Origin of the sequence: Streptococcus sp. 5346 (assembly GCF_013277455.1) — a bacterium.
Classification (GTDB): Bacteria; Bacillota; Bacilli; order Lactobacillales; family Streptococcaceae; genus Streptococcus.
Map to the genome: position 1 here is coordinate 85417 of NZ_VMMY01000009.1, position 19137 is coordinate 104553.

Sequence of the window (19137 nt, forward strand, 5' to 3'; positions counted from 1 at the left end):
TTACAAAATAGCTTAATAATTTCATGTGGAGTGTGTCGTATTGATGTCAAGAATTGTAAATAAAGCATAGAAAACAAAGGCTTATTCTAAGGCTATTGTTAAAAGGTATCGGTAGCTTGGAGTGAGTCTTACTATTTGAGAAAAAATATGGTTGAGTGGGAACATATCCATAGCCTAGAGTTGACACTAGAGAATGGATAACAAGAAAAAATGTACCCACTTGCACCTACCTAAAATACGTGGATTTAATGAAGAAGGAACAATAGGGAGTATTAAAAATGGATATTGAATTGTTTACTTTTTTAAGAAAGCTCATCGAAACAGAAGATGGGCTTATTTTGTATGCGTTAGGGTTGATTGTCATCATGGAAATTGTTGATTTTGCATCAGGAACATTTGCTGCCATTGTGAATCCTGATGTTGAGTATAAGAATAGAATTGGAATCAATGGATTAATTTAAAAAGTATTAGGGATTTTTATGTTACTGTTATTGATTCCGATGTCTGTTTTGTTGCCTGAAAAACTGGGTTTATGTTTCTGTATTCTATTTATATCGGATACCTAGTTTTTACTTTCCAATCGCTTATAGAAAACTCCCCAAAAGTAAAAGGGAATATTCTACTTTTTAAACCTATTTTAAAAGTATTTGAGAGATTAATTGGAAGTAAATCTGATGATAAAGGAGAAAAATAATGGATATTGATACTAGTAGATTACGAACAAATCTTCCTCAAATTGGAGAACAGCCCTATCGACAAGTTCATGCACACTCAACAGGAAATCCTAACTCTACGGCACAAAATGAAGCAGATTACCATATGCGTCGTCCAGTTGAGTCAGGATTTTTCTCTCATGTGGTAGGGAATGGTCGTATCATGCAAACATGGTTAGTCGACCAAGGTGCTTATGATGTTGATGGCGGATGGAATGTTGAAGGTTACGCTCAAGTTGAACTAATAGAAAGTCAGGAATCTAAAGAAGAGTTCATGATAGATTATCGACTTTATGTCAAACTATTACGTGAGTTAGATGATGAGGCTGGAATCCCTAAAACGCTAGATTCTAGTAGTCTTGCTGGGATTAAAACTCATCAATTTTGTACTTATAACCAACCAAATAATGGAAGTGATCATGTAGATCCCTATCCATACCTTGCAAAATGGGGAATTAGTAGAGAACAGTTTAAGTAAGATATTGAATCTAGTCTAACTGAAGGAAACTGGAAACGAAGTTGGTTGGTGGTGGGAAGAATCAGATGGCTCTTATCCAAAATCTCAACGGAAAAATATCAAAGGAGAATGGTTCTACTTTGATAATAGAGGCTACTGTTTCATCAATAAATGGTTCAATGATGGTAAAGATTGGTTTTATTTTGATAAGCGCGGTGCCATGGTTACTAGTTGGATGCATATCGATAATCGGTGCTATTACTTTAATTCGGTTGGTCGAATGGCTAAAGGCTGGGTAAAATATCGTGAAACTTGGTATTAATTAGATGAAAAAGATGGAGATATGAAATCTAAGTAATTTATTAAATCCGGAAACGGGTGGTATTATCTCAAAGGCGATGGTTCGCTATCAGTAAAACCAGAATTTACGATTGAACCTCATGGTTTGATTACTACTAACTAAGAGTTTGTAGATACTACTCTTAAAATAAATCTTTAAACAAAATAAACCACCGAAGTTAGTGGTTTATGTGGTATAATATGTATTGTAGAAAAGTGAAGACGGTTGCTCCTTATACCGAAAGAGAGGTGATGCCTATGGGCAGTTCATCAAAATCTGACGGAAAGGAGGGGCACTCTTTTGACCGCATTTGAAGTTGTACAGACAATACTTGGTTTTGGTAGCTTTACCATTACTTTGATTGGTTTGTGCTATAAAATCTTCAAAGACAAGGACAAAAAATAATCCGTCCCCACTTTTGCGCGAGTAGGACGGATTAAATCTGTTATACGAGCCACCGTCTTTTTAACGGTTCTACATTGGAGTTGAGTTGGTAGCTCAGCTCCTTTTTCTATGTTTATTATAACATATTGCGATTAAATTTCAAATAAAAAATCTAAGCCTGGTGAAATACATCAGGCTTTTTCTTTTTTGATTTTTTCTTAAAACCGGAAAAATCTATCTTGAAAGTACCTATTCAGGTAAGAGGACAATAAAAACATTTTGTTAAAGTACAGGGTTGCTGATTACTTGACTAATATAGCATTTAGAGGGATATATAGTGTGTAAAAACTTCTTGTAGGAGGAAAAATGAATATAAGAAAAATTGAAGCAAAGAATAACAAAAGAAAAAAGAGAATTTGTGCATATGTTCGAGTTTCTACAACCAACGGAAGTCAACTTGATTCGCTAGAGAATCAAAAAGTCTATTTTGAAAAGTTGTATGCTGAACGTGATGATGTTGAGTTTTTGGGTGTTTTTTGTGACAAAGGTGTTTCGGGTTCAAAGTATGATAGACCTGATTTTCAAACTATGTTAGATGCTTGTAGAAAAGGACAAATTGATGTTATCCATACTAAGTCAATATCAAGGTTTGCAAGAGATCTCATCAATGTACTTGAAATCAGTCGAGAATTAAAAACTCTTGGTATTGATATCTTTTTTGAAAAGCAGAATATCCACACTTTATCCAATGAAGGTGAAGTTGTCTTGACTGTGTTAGCAAGTTTGACTGAGGAAGAGTTACACAGCATGAGCGGAAACCAACGGTGGAGTTTTCGTAGAAAGTTCCAGAAGGGAGAATTACTCATTAATGCTAAACGGTTTTTAGGGTATGATTTAAACGAAAAAGGAGAACTTGTTATAAACCAAGAAGAAGCGCAAATAGTGAGAACCATCTTTTATAGTTATTTAGAAGGAATGGGTACACATAGGATTGCTAAAAAACTTAATGAGGACAGGGTTCCAACCGTAACAGGAAAGAAATGGTATGATAGCACAATTCGTAATATCTTAAAAAACGAAAAATACAAAGGCTCTTTACTGCTTCAAAAATACTTTCATGATGGTGTAAACGGTCCAAAGAAATTAAATCAGGGACAGTTGGAACAATACTATATCGAAGATAATCATGAAGGAATTATATCTAAGGAAATATGGGAAAAGGTTCAGGTAAAAATGAAAAGCTGTTCTCGGATCCAAGGTACAAATAAAAGCTATAAATTTTCCAGAATGTTAAAATGCCAGTATTGTGGTTCAACATTAAAAAGACAGGTATCTTATAAGAAAAAGATTATTTGGTGTTGTTCCAAATATATCAAAGAAGGAAAAAATTCATGTAAAGGTATGAGAGTCCCTGAAAGGGATATTGAAGATTGGAAACTAAGTTCACCAGTAACTGTGTTAGAAAGGATTGAAGATGGAGAAAAACATTACAGTTATACCGGCCAGAAAGCTACAGCAAACAGTCATATCTCAAATTCAGAAAAAAATCAGAGTAGCCGCTTATTGTCGAGTGTCTACAGACCAAGACGAACAGCTATCAAGTTATGAGAATCAGGTCAATTATTATCGTGAATTCATCTTAAAACATGAAGATTATGATCTGGTAGATATTTATGCAGATGAAGGTATTTCAGCAACTAATACAAAAAAACGTGAAGCTTTTAACCGACTGATACAGGATTGTAGAGAAGGTAAGATTGACAGAATTTTAGTTAAATCTATTAGTAGATTTGCTAGAAATACATTGGACTGCATCAAGTATGTAAGAGAACTGAAAGATCTAGGTATTGGAGTAACTTTTGAAAAAGAGAATATTGATAGCTTAGATTCAAAAGGAGAAGTACTTCTTACTATTCTATCGTCGCTTGCACAGGATGAATCAAGATCTATTTCAGAAAACTCAACTTGGGGAATTCGTAAGAAGTTTGAGCGTGGTGTAGTTCAGGTAAATACTACAAACTTTATGGGATATGACAAAGATGAAAAAGGAAATCTAATTATAAACTCTGAACAAGCAAAGGTCGTGAGGTATATATTTGATAGATTTCTAGAAGGATACAGTCCAGAATTTATTTCCAAAGAGTTAAGAGAACAGGAAATACCAGGTTGCACAGGTAAAGCAAAGTGGTGCCCAAGTGCTATATGGAAGATGCTTCAAAATGAAAAATACAAGGGTGATGCTTTGCTTCAGAAAACCTATACTGTTGATTTCCTGACGAAGAAACGAATAGATAATGATGGACAAGTTAATCAATACTATATTGAAAACAATCATGAACCAATTTTAGATAAAGAGAAGTGGGAGATTGTTCAGTTAGAAATAGCAAGAAGAAAGAGATTTAGAGAACAATATAAGCTCCAATTTTATATCATGCAGAAAGAAAACAATCCCTTTACAACAAAAGTATTTTGCGCAGAGTGTGGTTCAGCATTTGGTCGAAAAAATTGGACGACAAGTCGTGGTAAACGGAAGGTATGGCAGTGTAACAATCGATATAGGATTAAAGGTCAGATTGGATGTTTAAACAATCATATTGATGAAGAAATGCTTGAGAAAGCCTTTATGAAAGCAGTTGGAATATTGCAAGATCATAGATCTGATGTGGTAGCTAAGTGGCAAAAGCTAGAGCAGGGAGCAAATCTTCTCCATAAGCACTATGCAAAGCAGATGTATCAGATACTAGATTTAGATAAATTTGATGGAGTTATCATGAATCGAGTTCTCGACCACATCAGTATTTCAGAAGCTGGACAAATTGTAGTAACTTTCCTTGAAGGAACTGAGGTAGATTTATAAGAGACTGTTACTGGGAAGTTACAGTCTTTTTAGTGGGTTAATGGTATAATGAGATTATAAATGTGGATATTGTTTAAATTCTCTGGAGGACGCATAATGTTGAATTTAGTAAAAGGTCACCAAGTTAGCTTGGTAGAAAACCTGTTTGAATCATTTACAAAGTTAACTGAACATCATTTGATGGCGAATGTACACGCAGAAAAAATATTAGAGGTTTTTCAACACTTTATTGCGATTCATGATGAGCCCTTGTTTTTTATTTTGGAATTGCCTGTCAGTATTGATAGAGAAAAAGTGATAGAAAAGAATATTATCAAGGAATCTCATAAGGATGTTTATTATATTGATGGTTGTTCAAGAGAGGAATGCCTAGCACTGTTGATTAGATACGGTGATTTACTTGTTAATGATGGACTAAGTAAGTTTGGATTTGGTGGGCATAAAAGTCATGATGAGATCATGCTTGATAGCTATAATGTTGTGACAATTTATAGTAAAGAACTATCGAAATTTAATGACTTTTTTGAACCTCATAATATTCAATTTGTAGAAGAACTAGTGACAGCTTGGAAAACTTTTTCTAAGACCTCACCAGGAATCTCTGAAATCTATGAAAGTAATGGAAAAACTGTTTATGATTTGCCTGAAGAATTAGCTGAATGGGGAATATACTTAGTTGAAACTCGAACCGAATAGGCATAACTATAGGTTAGAAATAGGATATTTCAGTTCCTCTAATACTCCAAATTTAACTTTAGTCAATTTGTAGAAGGAAAAGCAAGATGTAAGCACATATCGAGGTTTTGGGACTACTGGAGAAAAAGATATAGTCTACCGTTTCAGGGTTTACAAAAGGCTTGATATTAAGCCTTTTTTGAATTTTGAGTGAAGTATAAATCTAACAGTCTGAGTTGAGATAGTATTATTGATAGCAGTAATGTCTGAAATTTATTTCCACATACTCAGTGGAGGTTCAAAATGTTCCTGCATGTGAGGTGTCTGTGGGAATAGTTTTGGCCCCCCTTTTTTATTTTCAGATATCACTATGATGGTTTGTGGAACTATTTTTCTTATATGGTAGGATAGGTATCAGAGTGAGTAGAATACCCTATAGGTATGTGTTTGTTTCCATAGACTAGGAGGTAATGGGAATAAACATACCCACCTAGCTATGGGGATTTCTCATAGCTTTTTTACTTTCTTCCTTGACAATTGAGCAACTGTTCAACTATAATGGTAATAGTTGAACAGTTGCTCAACTATTATCGATTATTGAGGTATAAGATGTCATTTTTTTCATCTCTATCACCAGTAATGCAAGCTTTATTAGCTGGCTTATTCACCTGTTTTGTACCATTATCGGTGCTAGTTTGGTCTTTTTTGTCAAAACCATTCATCAAAAATTCATGGATATGATGATGGGCTTGGCAGCGGGTATTATGACGGCAGCTGCAGTCTGGTCTTTGCTTGTCCTTTCATTTGGCTATAGCCAGTCAATGGCTGCAAACAGATTTTACTGGTTGCCGACGGCTGTTGGTTTTTATTGTCGGGGGCTTAATTATCCGCTTTATTGATTATTTGGTTCCCCACCTGCATTTGAATCAACAGATGAGTGATAAGGAAGGGATTTTGAATCCCCAAAGACCCTTATCAAAGACCATGCTGCTTTATCTGGCGGTAGTGATTCATAATATACCAGAGGGCTTAGCAGTTGGTGTGGCAAATGCCACAACTGGACTTTCCTTTACGTGGATGAGTGCCCTTGGATTAGCCTTGTGAATTGGTATCCAAAATATTCCAGAAGGCTCTGCCTTGTCCTTGCCGCTACGGGCAGAAGGGCGAAGTAGGAAATCAGCTTTCTACTATGGCGCCATGTCAGCGATTGTTGAGCCGATTGCAGTTGTTTTAGGGGCCTATGCTGTTATGTCTATGCCCCAGCTACTATCTTATGCTCTCTCATTTGCGGCAGGAGCCATGATTTATGTTGTAGTGGAAAAACTTGTGCCAGGTGCTCAAGAACACAAGAATACCGATATTGCAACAGGTGAGTTTATGGACGGATTTCTAATTATGATGTTACTTGATACAACTTTAGGATAGGAGGAATACAAAATATGTCACAGTGTTTAACAGCTTGTAATCCAGATTTAATTCAAGGGGTCCATGAGACGGAGTTTGATACCGTTACATTGCTAAATATGTCCAATTTTTTTAAGGCGATTTCTGATCCAACTCGTTTGCGGATTTTACAAGCAGTACGGCAAAAAACAATTTGTGTCGGAGACTTAGCGATTGCGTTACAGATGACCAAATCTGCTATTTCTCACCAACTACGCTATCTGCGGGACTGCCAATTGGTCAAGGGGGAGAAAAAAGGAAAGATGACCTATTATGAACTTGCGGATAATCATGTCGCATCAGTCTTGTCTTTGACACTGAAGCATTTGAAGGAGGAAAAACATGAAGAAAGAGTATGTACTTCGGGGAATTGACTGTGGCAATTGTGCTGCTAAGATTGAACGTGCTGTCAATCAATTGGAGCAGGTAGAATCTGCCACTGTCAATCTGATAGCTCAAAAGCTGACTTTGGAAACAAAAAGCGAAGATGGGATAGATAAGGAAATTATTGACTTAGTAGATGCTATTGAACCTGGAATCGAAGTGATCAGTGAGAAAAAGGAAGAGGCACTTCCAGAAAAACGAGATTGGGCGAAAGAGCTGCTACTTGCTGTTACGATTCTATTTGCCTTCGGCTTTTTCCTGCCAGAGGAGTATTTCTGGATTCGTCTGGTCTATTATCTGACCCTATATATCATTATCGGTCATAAGGTTCTTATCAAGATGGTTCAAAATATTCAACGTGGCAATATTTTTGATGAAAACTTTTTGATGAGTATCGCGACCTTAGGAGCCTTTCTCTTGGGAGAATTTCCAGAGGCAGTAGCCGTCATGCTTTTTTATCAGATTGGGGAGTATTTCCAAGACAAGGCCACCTCTCAATCTCGTCAGTCCATTGCACAATTGATGGATATTCGGTCGGTTAAGGCTTGGAGACTAGAGGGGGGAGAAGCCGTTCAAGTAGACCCTGAAACAGTAAGGGTTGCGGACCATATTTTAGTTAAGCCTGGGGAGAAGGTGCCCCTAGATGGTCTGGTCAGAAAAGGTCGTTCTATTCTGGATACGTCAGCCTTGACAGGAGAATCACTGCCTAGGGAAATTGGCGTTGGTGAGGACATTACAAGTGGTGTGATCAATTTGACTAGTCCATTGGTAATTGAAGTGAGAAAGACTTTTTCGCAATCAACGGTCAACAAAATTTTGGAATTAGTTGAAAATGCAAGCAATAAAAAAGCGGAGACGGAACGGATGATCACACGTTTTTCGAGTGTGTATACACCAGTGGTTGTCGGAATCGCTTTTCTGCTTGCAAGCCTGCCTCCCTTGCTTGGTTTAGGGGAGTGGTCGACTTGGCTTTATCGGGCACTTACCTTTTTAGTCATTTCTTGCCCTTGTGCTCTTGCGGTTTCGGTACCAATGAGTTTCTTTGGCGGGCTAGGGGGAGCATCTAAATTAGGTGTCTTAGTGAAAGGTGGGAATTATTTAGAGGCTCTTGCCAAGTTGGATACGGTCGTATTTGATAAGACGGGGACAATTACAAAAGGTATCTTTGCGGTAGATACCGTTGTCAACGCAGAAGGTATCGAGGATAATATTCTGTACCTCGCTGCCCATTTGGAAAGCTATTCCAATCATCCAATCGCAAACTCGATTCGAACAGCCTATGGACAGGAAGTGGACGAGAATAGGGTGAGTCAGATTACCGAGCTACCAGGGCAGGGCATGTCCGGTAGGATAGATGGCAGACAGCTCTATCTTGGGAATGCTAGATTAATGGAAGTTCAAGGGATTGCTTATCCAGCTATTGACAGCACAGGAACAGTTCTCTATTTGGCAGAGGACAGTCACTTTTTAGGCTATTTCCTTATCACAGACCAAGTGAAGGAGACGAGCATCGAGGCCTTGAAGGATTTACAGGCGGTCGGAATTAAAAAAACGGTTCTCCTTTCAGGTGATCGTCAGGCAGTGGTTGATGAATTTGCACAGCAATTTGCCTTCAATGATGCATTTGGAGATTGCTTGCCTCAGGATAAGGTGAGTACATTTGAGGAAATTCTGACTCAGTCTCAGCAGGCTGTTGCCTTTGTTGGAGATGGAGTGAATGATGCACCGGTTCTTGCTAGGGCAGATGTTGGTATTGCTATGGGAGGGCTAGGTTCGGACGCAGCCATTGAATCAGCAGATGTTGTACTGATGGATGATGACCTTGGAAAACTTCCTCAAGTCATTCGACTGGCTAAAAAGACAGTCAGAATAGCTCGGCAAAACATGACCTTGGCTATTGTAGTTAAACTAATTTTCTTGGTTCTAAGTGGATTGGGAATTTCTAATATGTGGGAGGCAATCTTTGCAGATGTTGGTGTAACGCTACTGGCAGTATGGAATGCATTGAGGACCTTGAGGATAGATACCTCCACTTTGTCAAAGTAAGTGAACAAACAGAGCGATATACAAGTTTTTGTATAATCGCTTTTTAAAACTATGATATGGGCTTTAACGATTTTAACCTAAATCTAGTAACCGTTGAACGTGCATCAATAGAACACACTATGACCATCAACAAGAACTACGTTACTTTCATTAAGGGTATTTTCTGGTAAATTTCAAAAATAAAACCTTGATTTTGCGCCATTTCTTTTTTTCCTTCCCGAAGGCGCGGGAGTACACCCCTTTTGTTAAGGATTTATCCCTTTTTAAATAAAAATAATACAAGTAGGACACTTCTAAAAGTGATCTACTTTTTTTAAATATTTTCATTCTAAAGTTTAATTTTAAACAACAACTCTATCACTTTCGTTATATAATATAGATGTTGACTAACTCCACATGTCGAATGTGTAAGTTTGTTAGAGAAACGTAGTTAATCCTCAAAAGGTTCCCCAAACCTTTTTAGTCCCGCAGACGCATCATGTTGAGGCGGTAAGTTTGCTAGTCAAGGAGTAAAACGACGAAGATTAGCATTTACTTCCGCCCATGCGATAGCTGTCCGTGATTGACAAGTGCTAGCACGCAGACAGAACGGAGATAGCGAACCGCTGAGTGTGTCGCTCTGCTCGTAAAAGCTTAGAAACCTTTGAACGAAAGGGATAATGAAAGCCTTGATTGCAAGGCTTTTTGCTTTATGGTGGGTAAGTATCAGAGTGAGAAAATTTTTGGAATGAGTAGAAGTGATAGCTAGAAATTATCAGTTTCTATTTCCATTTACCCTGTGGGTACGTGTTTGTTTCCATTGACAAGGAGTTTGTGGGAATAGAAATGTACCCACCTTGTTTGAATCAAGTGAAGTGTAGTTGAAGGAAATCTGTTGAAAGCAATACTTCATTTTACCGAATAAGTAATAATTTAGGCAACTTCAAATCGATTAAAAAAAACTATTTTAAAGGTTAAGAGTAGACAAAAATTGTCCACTCTTTTTTGCAAACTCAATTTATCAATAAATGAAATGAGGGAATGTAAAATGAAATATTTTGAGGTTGAGTTAGAAAATCCTGATGAATTTTTAAAACTACAAACAGAAGATTTTGTGAAAGCTAATCGCTTGCTACTAAGGAAGATAATCCAGAGCGTTACAGTCTATGAAGAAAACTTCGTCATATCCTTTAAATCTGGCATCGAATTGGAAGTATGAGTCTCATTCCATAACTTTTATATTGAACATATCATCTTGTTGTGTTATACTATAAATTGATATAAACAAAGATGTAGGAGGAACCGAAACTATGACAGCCTCAATGCGTTTAAGATAAGCTGGCAATAAAAAAAGCAGAATCTATACCCGATGATAGGCTTTTTTGTTGTGCTTATTTATACGATATTGAGCATTCATTAGTTACGGTGAGGATATTGGTTATTTAACTATACCTTTATTTAACTATGTCTTTAATATGAATGTTTCCAAATTGTATGTATGCAGACCAAAAGCCACATTGTGGGGTTTGGCCTGCATTTTTTATTGCCTAGAATGCTATTCAAAATAGAAATTCAAGCAAAATAATATGCAGGAGATAATATAAATGGAAAAATACAACAATTGGAAACGAAAATTTTATGCAATATGGGCAGGGCAAGCAGTATCATTAATCACTAGTGCCATCCTGCAAATGGCGATTATTTTTTACCTTACAGAAAAAACAGGATCTGCGATGGTCTTGTCTATGGCTTCATTAGTAGGTTTTTTACCCTATGCGATTTTGGGACCTGCCATTGGTGTGCTAGTGGATCGTCATGATAGGAAGAAGATAATGATTGGTGCCGATTTAATTATCGCAGCAGCTGGTGCAGTGCTTGCTATTGTTGCATTCTGTATGGAGCTACCTGTCTGGATGATTATGATAGTATTGTTTATCCGTAGCATTGGAACAGCTTTTCATACCCCAGCACTCAATGCGGTTACACCACTTTTAGTACCAGAAGAACAGCTAACGAAATGCGCAGGCTATAGTCAGTCTTTGCAGTCTATAAGCTATATTGTTAGTCCGGCAGTTGCAGCACTCTTATACTCCGTTTGGGATTTAAATGCTATTATTGCCATCGACGTATTGGGTGCTGTGATTGCATCTATTACGGTAGCAATTGTACGTATACCTAAGCTGGGTAATCAAGTGCAAAGTTTAGAACCAAATTTCATAAGGGAGATGAAAGAAGGAGTTGTGGTTCTGAGACAAAACAAAGGATTGTTTGCCTTATTACTCTTAGGAACACTATATACTTTTGTTTATATGCCAATCAATGCACTATTTCCTTTAATAAGCATGGAACACTTTAATGGAACACCTGTGCATATTTCTATTACGGAAATTTCCTTTGCATTTGGGATGCTAGCAGGAGGCTTATTATTAGGAAGATTAGGGGGCTTCGAAAAGCATGTATTACTAATAACAAGTTCATTTTTTATAATGGGGACCAGTTTAGCCGTTTCGGGAATACTTCCTCCAAATGGATTTGTAATATTCGTAGTTTGCTGTGCAATAATGGGGCTTTCGGTGCCATTTTATAGCGGTGTGCAAACAGCTCTTTTTCAGGAGAAAATTAAGCCTGAATATTTAGGACGTGTATTTTCTTTGATCGGAAGTATCATGTCACTTGCTATGCCAATTGGGTTAATTCTTTCTGGATTCTTTGCTGATAAAATCGGTGTAAATCATTGGTTTTTACTATCAGGTATTTTAATTATTGGCATTGCTATAGTTTGCCAAATGATAACTGAGGTTAGAAAATTAGATTTAAAATAAACAATATTGGAGGAATATTTATGTATCTTATTTTCATGTAACTCTTCCTGCTAAAATCGCAGGGTTTTCCCTGCATACAAGCAAATGAAAGCATGCGATTATAGACAGGAGGAAATGTTATGGAATTAATATTAAAAGCAAAAGACATTCGTGTGGAATTCAAAGGACGCGATGTTTTAGATATAAATGAATTAGAAGTATATGATTATGACCGTATTGGTTTAGTAGGAGCAAATGGTGCTGGAAAAAGCACTTTACTCAGGGTACTTTTAGGAGAATTAACTCCCCCAGGATGTAAAATGAATCGTCTGGGTGAACTTGCCTATATTCCCCAGTTGGACGAAGTAACTCTGCAGGAGGAAAAAGATTTTGCACTTGTAGGCAAGCTAGGTGTTGAGCAATTAAATATACAGACTATGAGCGGTGGTGAAGAAACAAGGCTTAAAATAGCACAGGCCTTATCGGCACAGGTTCATGGTATTTTAGCGGATGAACCTACGAGCCATTTAGACCGTGAAGGAATTGATTTTCTAATAGGACAGCTAAAATATTTTACAGGTGCACTGTTAGTTATTAGCCATGACCGCTATTTTCTTGATGAAATAGTAGATAAAATATGGGAACTGAAAGATGGCAAAATCACTGAGTATTGGGGAAACTATTCTGATTATCTTCGTCAGAAAGAGGAAGAACGTAAGAGCCAAGCTGCAGAATACGAACAATTTATTGCGGAACGTGCCCGATTGGAAAGGGCTGCGGAGGAAAAGCGAAAACAGGCTCGTAAAATAGAACAGAAGGCAAAAGGTTCTTCAAAGAAAAAAAGTACTGAAGACGGAGGGCGTTTAGCTCATCAAAAATCAATAGGAAGTAAGGAAAAAAAGATGTATAATGCTGCTAAAACCCTAGAGCACAGGATTGCGGCCTTAGGAAAAGTAGAAGCTCCGGAAGGCATTCGCAGAATTCGTTTCAGGCAAAGTAAAGCATTGGAGCTCCATAATCCATACCCTATAGTCGGTGCAGAAATTAATAAAGTATTTGGGGATAAGGCTCTGTTTGAAAATGCATCTTTTCAAATTCCGTTAGGAGCAAAAGTGGCGTTAACTGGTGGTAATGGAATCGGAAAAACAACTTTAATCCAAATGATCTTAAACCATGAAGAAGGAATTTCTATTTCGCCTAAGGCAAAAATAGGTTACTTTGCACAGAATGGTTACAAGTACAACAGTAATCAGAATGTTATGGAGTTTATGCAGAAGGATTGTGACTACAATATATCAGAAATTCGTTCAGTGCTAGCATCTATGGGGTTCAAACAGAACGATATTGGAAAAAGTTTATCTGTTTTAAGCGGTGGAGAAATTATAAAATTGTTGCTTGCTAAAATGCTCATGGGTAGATATAACATCCTAATAATGGATGAACCCAGTAACTTCCTTGACATACCAAGTTTAGAGGCTTTGGAAATACTAATGAAGGAGTACACCGGAACTATCGTGTTTATCACCCACGATAAACGATTACTCGAAAATGTAGCAGATGTAGTTTATGAAATTAGAGATAAGAAAATAAATCTGAAACATTAAATTTAAGGTAGTCGCTGGTCAGTATAGTCTGTTCTGGTTGGCGACTCCATTGTTAAAGAGTATAAAGACTTTAGATTTTATGAATATTAAAAATAGGAACAGTCAATTGAACTGCTCCTATTTTTCTGCTAAATATATTGTAGTTTTCTTATATGTATAATGATAGATTAGCGGATTCTCATCTACGGTACTTACTTCAAATATGAAGAAGTGATCGCGGTTATCTCTGGACTTTTCCTTATTGAGGACAAAGTAATTCTTACGTGAAGTCGCCATTGTTTTTAGGATATCATCAGTTAGGAAGGTCAATGGAATATTCATGTTAGAGTAGCGGTAGAAGTCACGTTCAAAATCTTGGTAGCTCTCGCTATAATAGACCATTTGTAGGTGATTACGCTGAAACTCAAGCTGATTCATAGAGCACCTCCTCGACAAGTTCAATACTAATAATGTCTTTTAATTTCAAATTGATGTGACCTGTTGTAGTTTTTATCAAAATGAAATCTTTGGTCAGACTTGGTATTGTTCCAGTGTAGGAAACACGCTTGTTTTTTTCAATCACTTGAATGCGTGTGCGTAGCTGCCCGGCGTATACTTGACTGAGGAGTAATAATTTCTTCTCTAGTGATAAGTCAGACATGTACGTTACTTTGTTTGTATCATCAGAGAGTGCTGATGCATGTTCAGATAGGAAAAAGCCCATCCATTTTTGCATCTTTGTATCCTGGTACTCTCTTGCTGATTGAAATGGTAAATATGAACGGTCAATCATATCAAATCCTTTCTATGCAGAGGCAAGGGTATTTTTATCAAATTGAATCGTAAAACCTTGAATTCCCCCACCTGTGTAACATTCTTTAAAGCGATTGATTACCTCAGTATAGATTATCACAGATGAGCTTGTTGGCTTAATGCTAAATGTAAATTCCAATGGTAATCGGTTTTCAGATTTAGCATGTACTAGTCGTATCGATATTTCAGTTGTTTTGAGTTTTCTCTGACGAAGTTTTGAAGTTGCTGTTTCAACGATTCCATGTAAAAATCTTTCAAGCATTTCAATATCATTACATCCTTTGCTACGGATTTCTGAAAATTGTACTGTATTTTTTTCTTGTTTCATTTTAATCCCTCCAATCCACCCGCGGAATGACCACCGATAAGTTTACTGCGTTCAATATTTCTGGAACCTTCAGTTAGGACGGTTCCTTTTTGTATGGCTAAAAAACCAAACTGTTCTCTGACAACATCAATAGCTGTCTGAAGTCTATTATCTTTTTCAATTTGTTCTACATCATCAAAGAGTGATAGTAGAGTATAGCTTTCATCTACGAAGCCACTATAAGATACACCAATTTGTCTCACTGCACCAGAGGTGTATTTTTTCGGAATAATACAAGTACATGACTCACCATTGTTTTGGGGAGATTTGCGGGTTCAATTTTATTCTGAGCATTTATAGATTTTTTCATCTCAGTCCTAGAATAGCCAATATGAATAGAAACGACAGTAGTCAATACTAGGGCTACTGTTCCGTTCCACAGTATCATTTAAAAATCATTTTCACACCCTTTCGTCTATTAGTATAGAAGAAAGCTCTCAGCACATGTTGAGGCAGTATCACTGCTTGTACGAGCTTAGAAAAAAATGTTGACGAAAAATCCTTGGTGTCAAGGATTTTTTGGTATCCTCAAAAAGGTAATTTTATAATTGACAATTTGTCAGTAAGATAGTATAATTTATAATCAGGAGGAATAAAATGCGAGATGTAAAAGATCCGGAAATTCGACGGGCTGAGATTATGGATGCTGCTATGCTCCTCTTTATGGAGAAAGGATATGCGAACACAACAACTCAGGATATAGTCGATAAGGTAAATATATCACGAGGTTTGTTATACTATCACTTTAAGAACAAAGAAGATATTCTGTATTGTCTTGTGGAACGTTATTCAGAGAAATTATTGAGAGATATTCATGTGATTGTCAATGATGACGACAAAACTGCTATTGAAAAAATAAGAGCCTTTATAGATGCCACAATAATCTCTACAGATAATGTTTCAGCGGAAGGAACTGAGTTACAAAAGACGGTTGATCTTGAAGAAAATCGTTATATGTTAGATAAGTTATCTCATAAGCTCATTGAAAAACTAACTATATATTTTGAGAGGATAATAAATCAAGGCATCTCAGAAAAAGTATTTTCTGTAAAATATCCATCAGAAACAGCAGAAATTCTGATGACAGCCTATGTTTTTGTTTCAAATAACATAGGTATCATAACTTCAAAGAAAGAACCTGTCAAAGATTACTTGAATGCATTTAAGATAATGCTGGAACAAAATCTAAATACAAAAGGACTCTTTAGCAATTAAAAAAAGATAGAATGTTTGTAAAGAGAACTATGTACCGATAGCTAAATCAAAACAAGCTATCGGTATTATTTCAAAATATAACTGACAAATTGTCAATGGAGAAGAAAATATGTTAGAGATAAAGAATTTTAGTAAAAGTTATGGGGATAAGAAGGTTGTGGATAACCTATCTATTTCAGTACAGCCTGGAGATATTTATGGTTTTATTGGAGCAAATGGTGCAGGAAAAACGTCAACGATAAAGGCAGTTGTTGGTATCCATGATTTTGAAGACGGAAGTATAATTATCAACGGTCATTCTATTAAAGAAGAACCTGTTATTTGTAAAAAAATGATGGCGTATATCCCAGATAATCCAGATTTGTATGAACATATGACAGGACTTCAATATATTAATTTTATTGCTGATCTGTTTGAAATTCCTACAAAAATACGCAGGGAGAGAATCCAAAAATACGGTGATTTATTTGATATGACTGAGCATCTTTCGGGGATTATTTCTTCATATTCACATGGTATGAAGCAACGAACAGCCATTATTTCTGCACTTGTACATTCTCCCAAACTGTTGATTTTAGATGAACCCTTTGTTGGGCTGGATCCCAAAGCAACTTTCCTACTAAAGAAAATTATGCATGAGTGTGTTTCAGATGGAGGCGCTATTTTCTTTTCAACCCATGTATTGGACGTTGCAGAAAAATTATGTAATAAGATTGCTATTATCAAAAATGGAAAGTTAGTTGCAAGTGGTAATACAGGAGATGTCAAAGGTGATGAATCATTGGAAGCATTTTTCATGGAGGTGCAGGACGATGAGTAACATTTGGATACTAATTAAAGCACAATTAATAAATTTCTTTCCTATTAACGAGATTAGAGATTCAGGAAATAAAAAACAAAGTTCAATTGCTATTGCGAGTTTTGGCATAATAACTCTTTCCTTATTTTGCTTTGTTTATAATATACTAACAGCGAAAACATTGGTACACGTCGGACAGCAGGACTTGATACCAGCATATATGGTCTCTGTATCAAGTTTTTCAATATTATTTTTGACTGTCTTTTATTCGAATGGCATTTTATTTGGCAGTCGAGATATGAAAATTCTCCTATCCTTACCTGTTAAAAGTTCGTATATTATCACCAGCAAGTTCATGTTTATGTACTTATTGAATTTTTTAATAGGCTTGATGTTTATGCTTCCGGGTGGAATTGTATGGGGCTTGAACGGAAGTTTAAACCTCCTACAGATTATATTGTATTTTACTTCTATAATTTTTGCCCCTTTGATTCCCATGTGTATAGCGACATGCATGGGACTCGTTATTGTTGTCGCTTCATCTTTTTTTAAAAGGAAAAATGTTATCTCTCTTATTTTTTCATTTGCGATGTTAGGTATAATTGGATATTTTGCATTATCAGCTTTGCAATCAGGTGATGAAAGTAGTATTGGGGTTACTCTGGCTAAGCAAATTACTGGACTGTATCCAATTTCTAGACTATTTATGTCATACTACAATTTTCCAATGTACTATGGGATGGGATTTTATATAGTTCTTTCAATAGTCGTCTTTTATCTATTTGTCAAAATTGCTTCGTTGAAGTATGGACTACTTAATACACTTGCCAATACAAAATCAAGATATGCTAATGACAAAGTATCTTATGAAAGAAAATCGGTATTTTTTGCCTTGTATCAAAAAGAGCTTGGACGATTTTTAAGTTCTTATATGGCAGTCTTGAATGCAGGCCTCGGTGTAATACTTTTATGTGTTTTTAGTATATTTTTGCTTTTTAATTCTATAGAACAAATAGGAGAGTCTTCAGGAATAGAAAATATAAATGAATATCTCTCAAATTTTGCTCCATTATTTATTGCATCTATGCTCTCTCTGAGTTGCCCGGCAGCTTCATCTATGTCTTTAGAGGGTAAAAATATTTGGATTTTGAAAAGTTCTCCGGTTGAGGTAAGAATGATTTTAAATGCTAAGATAGCTGTTAATCTTACACTTCATTTGATTGGATATATGATTTCTGTATCTGTATTTGTGCTAAAACTAGATATGAATCTCATTCAAGTCACGAACCTAATTATTGTTCCTATATGTTACTCCTTTTTTATAACTGTAATCGGAATTGCATTAAATAAAAAATATCCTAACTATGATTGGGACAGTGAGATGATAGTTGTCAAACAAAGTCTTCCTGTTATTGTAACTGGAATTATTGGTATGATTGCGCTTATTACGCCACTTTTGATTAATTGGCTGTTTAATCTTCCGATTATATTTGTTTTACAGTTAGTATCAGTAGTTTTATTGGTTATTACAATGGGTGTTTATTTAACAATAAGCAAGAAAAATTTTATCTAGTTAAAGGAGAAAAATAAGATGAAAAACAGACTGATAAAAGATATTTTGGTGTTATTAGTAATGCTAGCTATAATAGTTGTTATTTGTAGATTTCTCCCAGAAAAAGTTCCGATTCATTTCAATGCAAAAGGAGAAGCAGATATGTTTGCAAATAAATACTATCTTCTACTAGCTACAGTCATCCCCTATTCTGCATATTGGAAGTTTGTTAGGCAAAGTGATAATAAAAAGATTAAATGAAACACCATCTATATTTACAAATTGCATCAAAATTAAGAACGACTATTTTAAGAGGTGATTATGCACCTGAACAACAAATTCCTTCAATAAGGAGATTAGCAGAAAACGAGAAGTGTAATCCGGCAACTGTCCAAAAAGCAATGAAAGTTCTCGAAGAACAGAATTTGATTATTAGCTGTGGAACATTAGGATATTTTGTCATAGTAAGCGAGCAAGAAATAAAGGAGTTAAGATATCAAGAATCTAACAAGCTAGTGAAAATTTTGTTTGAAAAACTTGGTGAGCTAGACTTTTCAGAAGATGAGATTGTCAATTTATTTTTTAGAAAAGATGCTTAGAAGAAGTTGAATGGAAATTTATTAGGATTTTTGTGAAAGTATAGAAAAGCCTTGATTGTAAGGCTTTTTTTGTGTTTTTGTGATAGAATATAGATAGTTTAAAATCGACAGCAACTAAGAAGCAGTAAAA

18 protein-coding genes and 3 pseudogenes are annotated in these 19137 nt (G+C 36.0%); 17 read left to right on the top strand and 4 right to left on the bottom strand.

What is annotated here, in order from left to right; all coding sequences use genetic code 11:
- The first annotated feature begins 278 nt into the window (after window positions 1-278).
- The 12 genes and pseudogenes from HT732_RS10560 to msr(D) all read left to right on the top strand — a co-directional run bounded on the left by HT732_RS10560 (window position 279) and on the right by msr(D) (window position 13683).
- Window positions 279-694 (top strand): annotated as a pseudogene (locus HT732_RS10560) (phage holin family protein).
- Window positions 694-1633: pseudogene (locus HT732_RS06375) on the top strand (N-acetylmuramoyl-L-alanine amidase family protein). Before HT732_RS10560 ends, HT732_RS06375 begins: the two co-directional pseudogenes overlap by 1 nt.
- A gap of 153 nt (window positions 1634-1786) precedes the next feature.
- The gene (locus HT732_RS06380) at window positions 1787-1915 is read left to right on the top strand and encodes a putative holin-like toxin (RefSeq protein WP_162837937.1); all 129 of its coding nucleotides are present in this window, start codon (window positions 1787-1789) and stop codon (window positions 1913-1915) included.
- 345 nt (window positions 1916-2260) lie between these two features.
- Window positions 2261-3502 (top strand): recombinase family protein, encoded by a 1242-nt coding sequence (locus HT732_RS06385; RefSeq protein ID WP_173254371.1) that lies wholly within the window; start codon window positions 2261-2263, stop codon window positions 3500-3502.
- Window positions 3465-4751 (top strand): recombinase family protein, encoded by a 1287-nt coding sequence (locus HT732_RS06390; protein ID WP_257616655.1) that lies wholly within the window; start codon window positions 3465-3467, stop codon window positions 4749-4751. The genes HT732_RS06385 and HT732_RS06390 overlap by 38 nt, the downstream gene beginning before the upstream one ends.
- A gap of 96 nt (window positions 4752-4847) precedes the next feature.
- Window positions 4848-5447: a hypothetical protein gene (locus HT732_RS06395; RefSeq protein ID WP_173254372.1), complete on the top strand. Its 600-nt coding sequence runs from the start codon at window positions 4848-4850 to the stop codon at window positions 5445-5447.
- Between the two features lie 588 nt (window positions 5448-6035).
- Window positions 6036-6851, top strand: a pseudogene (locus tag HT732_RS10365) (ZIP family metal transporter).
- A gap of 14 nt (window positions 6852-6865) precedes the next feature.
- The gene (locus tag HT732_RS06415) at window positions 6866-7243 is read left to right on the top strand and encodes a metalloregulator ArsR/SmtB family transcription factor (RefSeq protein ID WP_000076060.1); all 378 of its coding nucleotides are present in this window, start codon (window positions 6866-6868) and stop codon (window positions 7241-7243) included.
- Window positions 7212-9299: a heavy metal translocating P-type ATPase gene (locus HT732_RS06420; RefSeq protein ID WP_173254373.1), complete on the top strand. Its 2088-nt coding sequence runs from the start codon at window positions 7212-7214 to the stop codon at window positions 9297-9299. The genes HT732_RS06415 and HT732_RS06420 overlap by 32 nt, the downstream gene beginning before the upstream one ends.
- A 1027-nt stretch (window positions 9300-10326) precedes the next feature.
- Window positions 10327-10497, top strand: a complete 171-nt coding sequence (locus HT732_RS06425) for a hypothetical protein (RefSeq protein WP_000873143.1) — start codon at window positions 10327-10329, stop codon at window positions 10495-10497.
- Between the two features lie 385 nt (window positions 10498-10882).
- Window positions 10883-12100 carry a macrolide efflux MFS transporter Mef(A) gene (mef(A), locus tag HT732_RS06430; RefSeq protein WP_000417519.1) on the top strand — a complete coding sequence of 406 codons (1218 nt, stop codon included), beginning with the start codon at window positions 10883-10885 and terminating at the stop codon, window positions 12098-12100.
- Window positions 12101-12219: 119 nt separating this feature from the next.
- Window positions 12220-13683: an ABC-F type ribosomal protection protein Msr(D) gene (gene msr(D) / locus HT732_RS06435; RefSeq protein ID WP_000420313.1), complete on the top strand. Its 1464-nt coding sequence runs from the start codon at window positions 12220-12222 to the stop codon at window positions 13681-13683.
- 117 nt (window positions 13684-13800) lie between these two features.
- Here msr(D) and HT732_RS06440 read toward each other — a convergent pair whose 3' ends face one another.
- From HT732_RS06440 to HT732_RS06455, 4 genes are read right to left on the bottom strand one after another with little or no spacing between them, the layout of a single operon-like run.
- Window positions 13801-14100: a DUF5960 family protein gene (locus HT732_RS06440; RefSeq protein ID WP_173254374.1), complete on the bottom strand. Its 300-nt coding sequence runs from the start codon at window positions 14098-14100 to the stop codon at window positions 13801-13803.
- A complete protein-coding gene (locus tag HT732_RS06445; RefSeq protein ID WP_000567222.1) occupies window positions 14087-14455 on the bottom strand; it encodes a hypothetical protein in 369 nt (122 codons plus the stop codon). The genes HT732_RS06440 and HT732_RS06445 overlap by 14 nt, the downstream gene beginning before the upstream one ends.
- A 12-nt stretch (window positions 14456-14467) precedes the next feature.
- Window positions 14468-14803 (bottom strand): hypothetical protein, encoded by a 336-nt coding sequence (locus tag HT732_RS06450; RefSeq protein ID WP_000806926.1) that lies wholly within the window; start codon window positions 14801-14803, stop codon window positions 14468-14470.
- Window positions 14800-15045 (bottom strand): hypothetical protein, encoded by a 246-nt coding sequence (locus HT732_RS06455; protein WP_001813542.1) that lies wholly within the window; start codon window positions 15043-15045, stop codon window positions 14800-14802. Before HT732_RS06455 ends, HT732_RS06450 begins: the two co-directional genes overlap by 4 nt.
- A gap of 394 nt (window positions 15046-15439) precedes the next feature.
- Here HT732_RS06455 and HT732_RS06460 point away from each other — a divergent pair, with 394 nt between their 5' ends.
- The 5 genes from HT732_RS06460 to HT732_RS06480 all read left to right on the top strand — a co-directional run bounded on the left by HT732_RS06460 (window position 15440) and on the right by HT732_RS06480 (window position 19007).
- The gene (locus HT732_RS06460; RefSeq protein WP_173254375.1) at window positions 15440-16057 is read left to right on the top strand and encodes a TetR/AcrR family transcriptional regulator; all 618 of its coding nucleotides are present in this window, start codon (window positions 15440-15442) and stop codon (window positions 16055-16057) included.
- A 109-nt stretch (window positions 16058-16166) separates the two neighbouring features.
- Window positions 16167-16877: an ABC transporter ATP-binding protein gene (locus tag HT732_RS06465; RefSeq protein WP_070479198.1), complete on the top strand. Its 711-nt coding sequence runs from the start codon at window positions 16167-16169 to the stop codon at window positions 16875-16877.
- Entirely contained in the window at window positions 16870-18429 is a 1560-nt protein-coding gene (locus HT732_RS06470; RefSeq protein WP_070479196.1) for a hypothetical protein, read from the top strand. Before HT732_RS06465 ends, HT732_RS06470 begins: the two co-directional genes overlap by 8 nt.
- 18 nt (window positions 18430-18447) lie before the next feature.
- Window positions 18448-18669 (top strand): DUF1648 domain-containing protein, encoded by a 222-nt coding sequence (locus tag HT732_RS06475; protein WP_173254376.1) that lies wholly within the window; start codon window positions 18448-18450, stop codon window positions 18667-18669.
- Window positions 18666-19007 carry a GntR family transcriptional regulator gene (locus HT732_RS06480; protein WP_173254377.1) on the top strand — a complete coding sequence of 114 codons (342 nt, stop codon included), beginning with the start codon at window positions 18666-18668 and terminating at the stop codon, window positions 19005-19007. Before HT732_RS06475 ends, HT732_RS06480 begins: the two co-directional genes overlap by 4 nt.
- Window positions 19008-19137: the final 130 nt, after the last annotated feature.

Bases quoted from the DNA above. Each gene is read 5' to 3' on its own strand.
- HT732_RS06460 (WP_173254375.1), top strand. From the start codon at position 15,440: ATGCGAGATGTAAAAGATCCGGAAATTCGACGGGCTGAGATTATGGAT.
- HT732_RS06445 (WP_000567222.1), bottom strand. From the start codon at position 14,455: ATGATTGACCGTTCATATTTACCATTTCAATCAGCAAGAGAGTACCAG.
- HT732_RS06470 (WP_070479196.1), top strand. From the start codon at position 16,870: ATGAGTAACATTTGGATACTAATTAAAGCACAATTAATAAATTTCTTT.
- HT732_RS06440 (WP_173254374.1), bottom strand. From the start codon at position 14,100: ATGAATCAGCTTGAGTTTCAGCGTAATCACCTACAAATGGTCTATTAT.
- HT732_RS06395 (WP_173254372.1), top strand. From the start codon at position 4,848: ATGTTGAATTTAGTAAAAGGTCACCAAGTTAGCTTGGTAGAAAACCTG.
- HT732_RS06385 (WP_173254371.1), top strand. From the start codon at position 2,261: ATGAATATAAGAAAAATTGAAGCAAAGAATAACAAAAGAAAAAAGAGA.
- HT732_RS06415 (WP_000076060.1), top strand. From the start codon at position 6,866: ATGTCACAGTGTTTAACAGCTTGTAATCCAGATTTAATTCAAGGGGTC.
- HT732_RS06465 (WP_070479198.1), top strand. From the start codon at position 16,167: ATGTTAGAGATAAAGAATTTTAGTAAAAGTTATGGGGATAAGAAGGTT.
- HT732_RS06425 (WP_000873143.1), top strand. From the start codon at position 10,327: ATGAAATATTTTGAGGTTGAGTTAGAAAATCCTGATGAATTTTTAAAA.
- HT732_RS06450 (WP_000806926.1), bottom strand. From the start codon at position 14,803: ATGAAACAAGAAAAAAATACAGTACAATTTTCAGAAATCCGTAGCAAA.
- HT732_RS06420 (WP_173254373.1), top strand. From the start codon at position 7,212: ATGAAGAAAGAGTATGTACTTCGGGGAATTGACTGTGGCAATTGTGCT.
- HT732_RS06480 (WP_173254377.1), top strand. From the start codon at position 18,666: ATGAAACACCATCTATATTTACAAATTGCATCAAAATTAAGAACGACT.
- HT732_RS06475 (WP_173254376.1), top strand. From the start codon at position 18,448: ATGAAAAACAGACTGATAAAAGATATTTTGGTGTTATTAGTAATGCTA.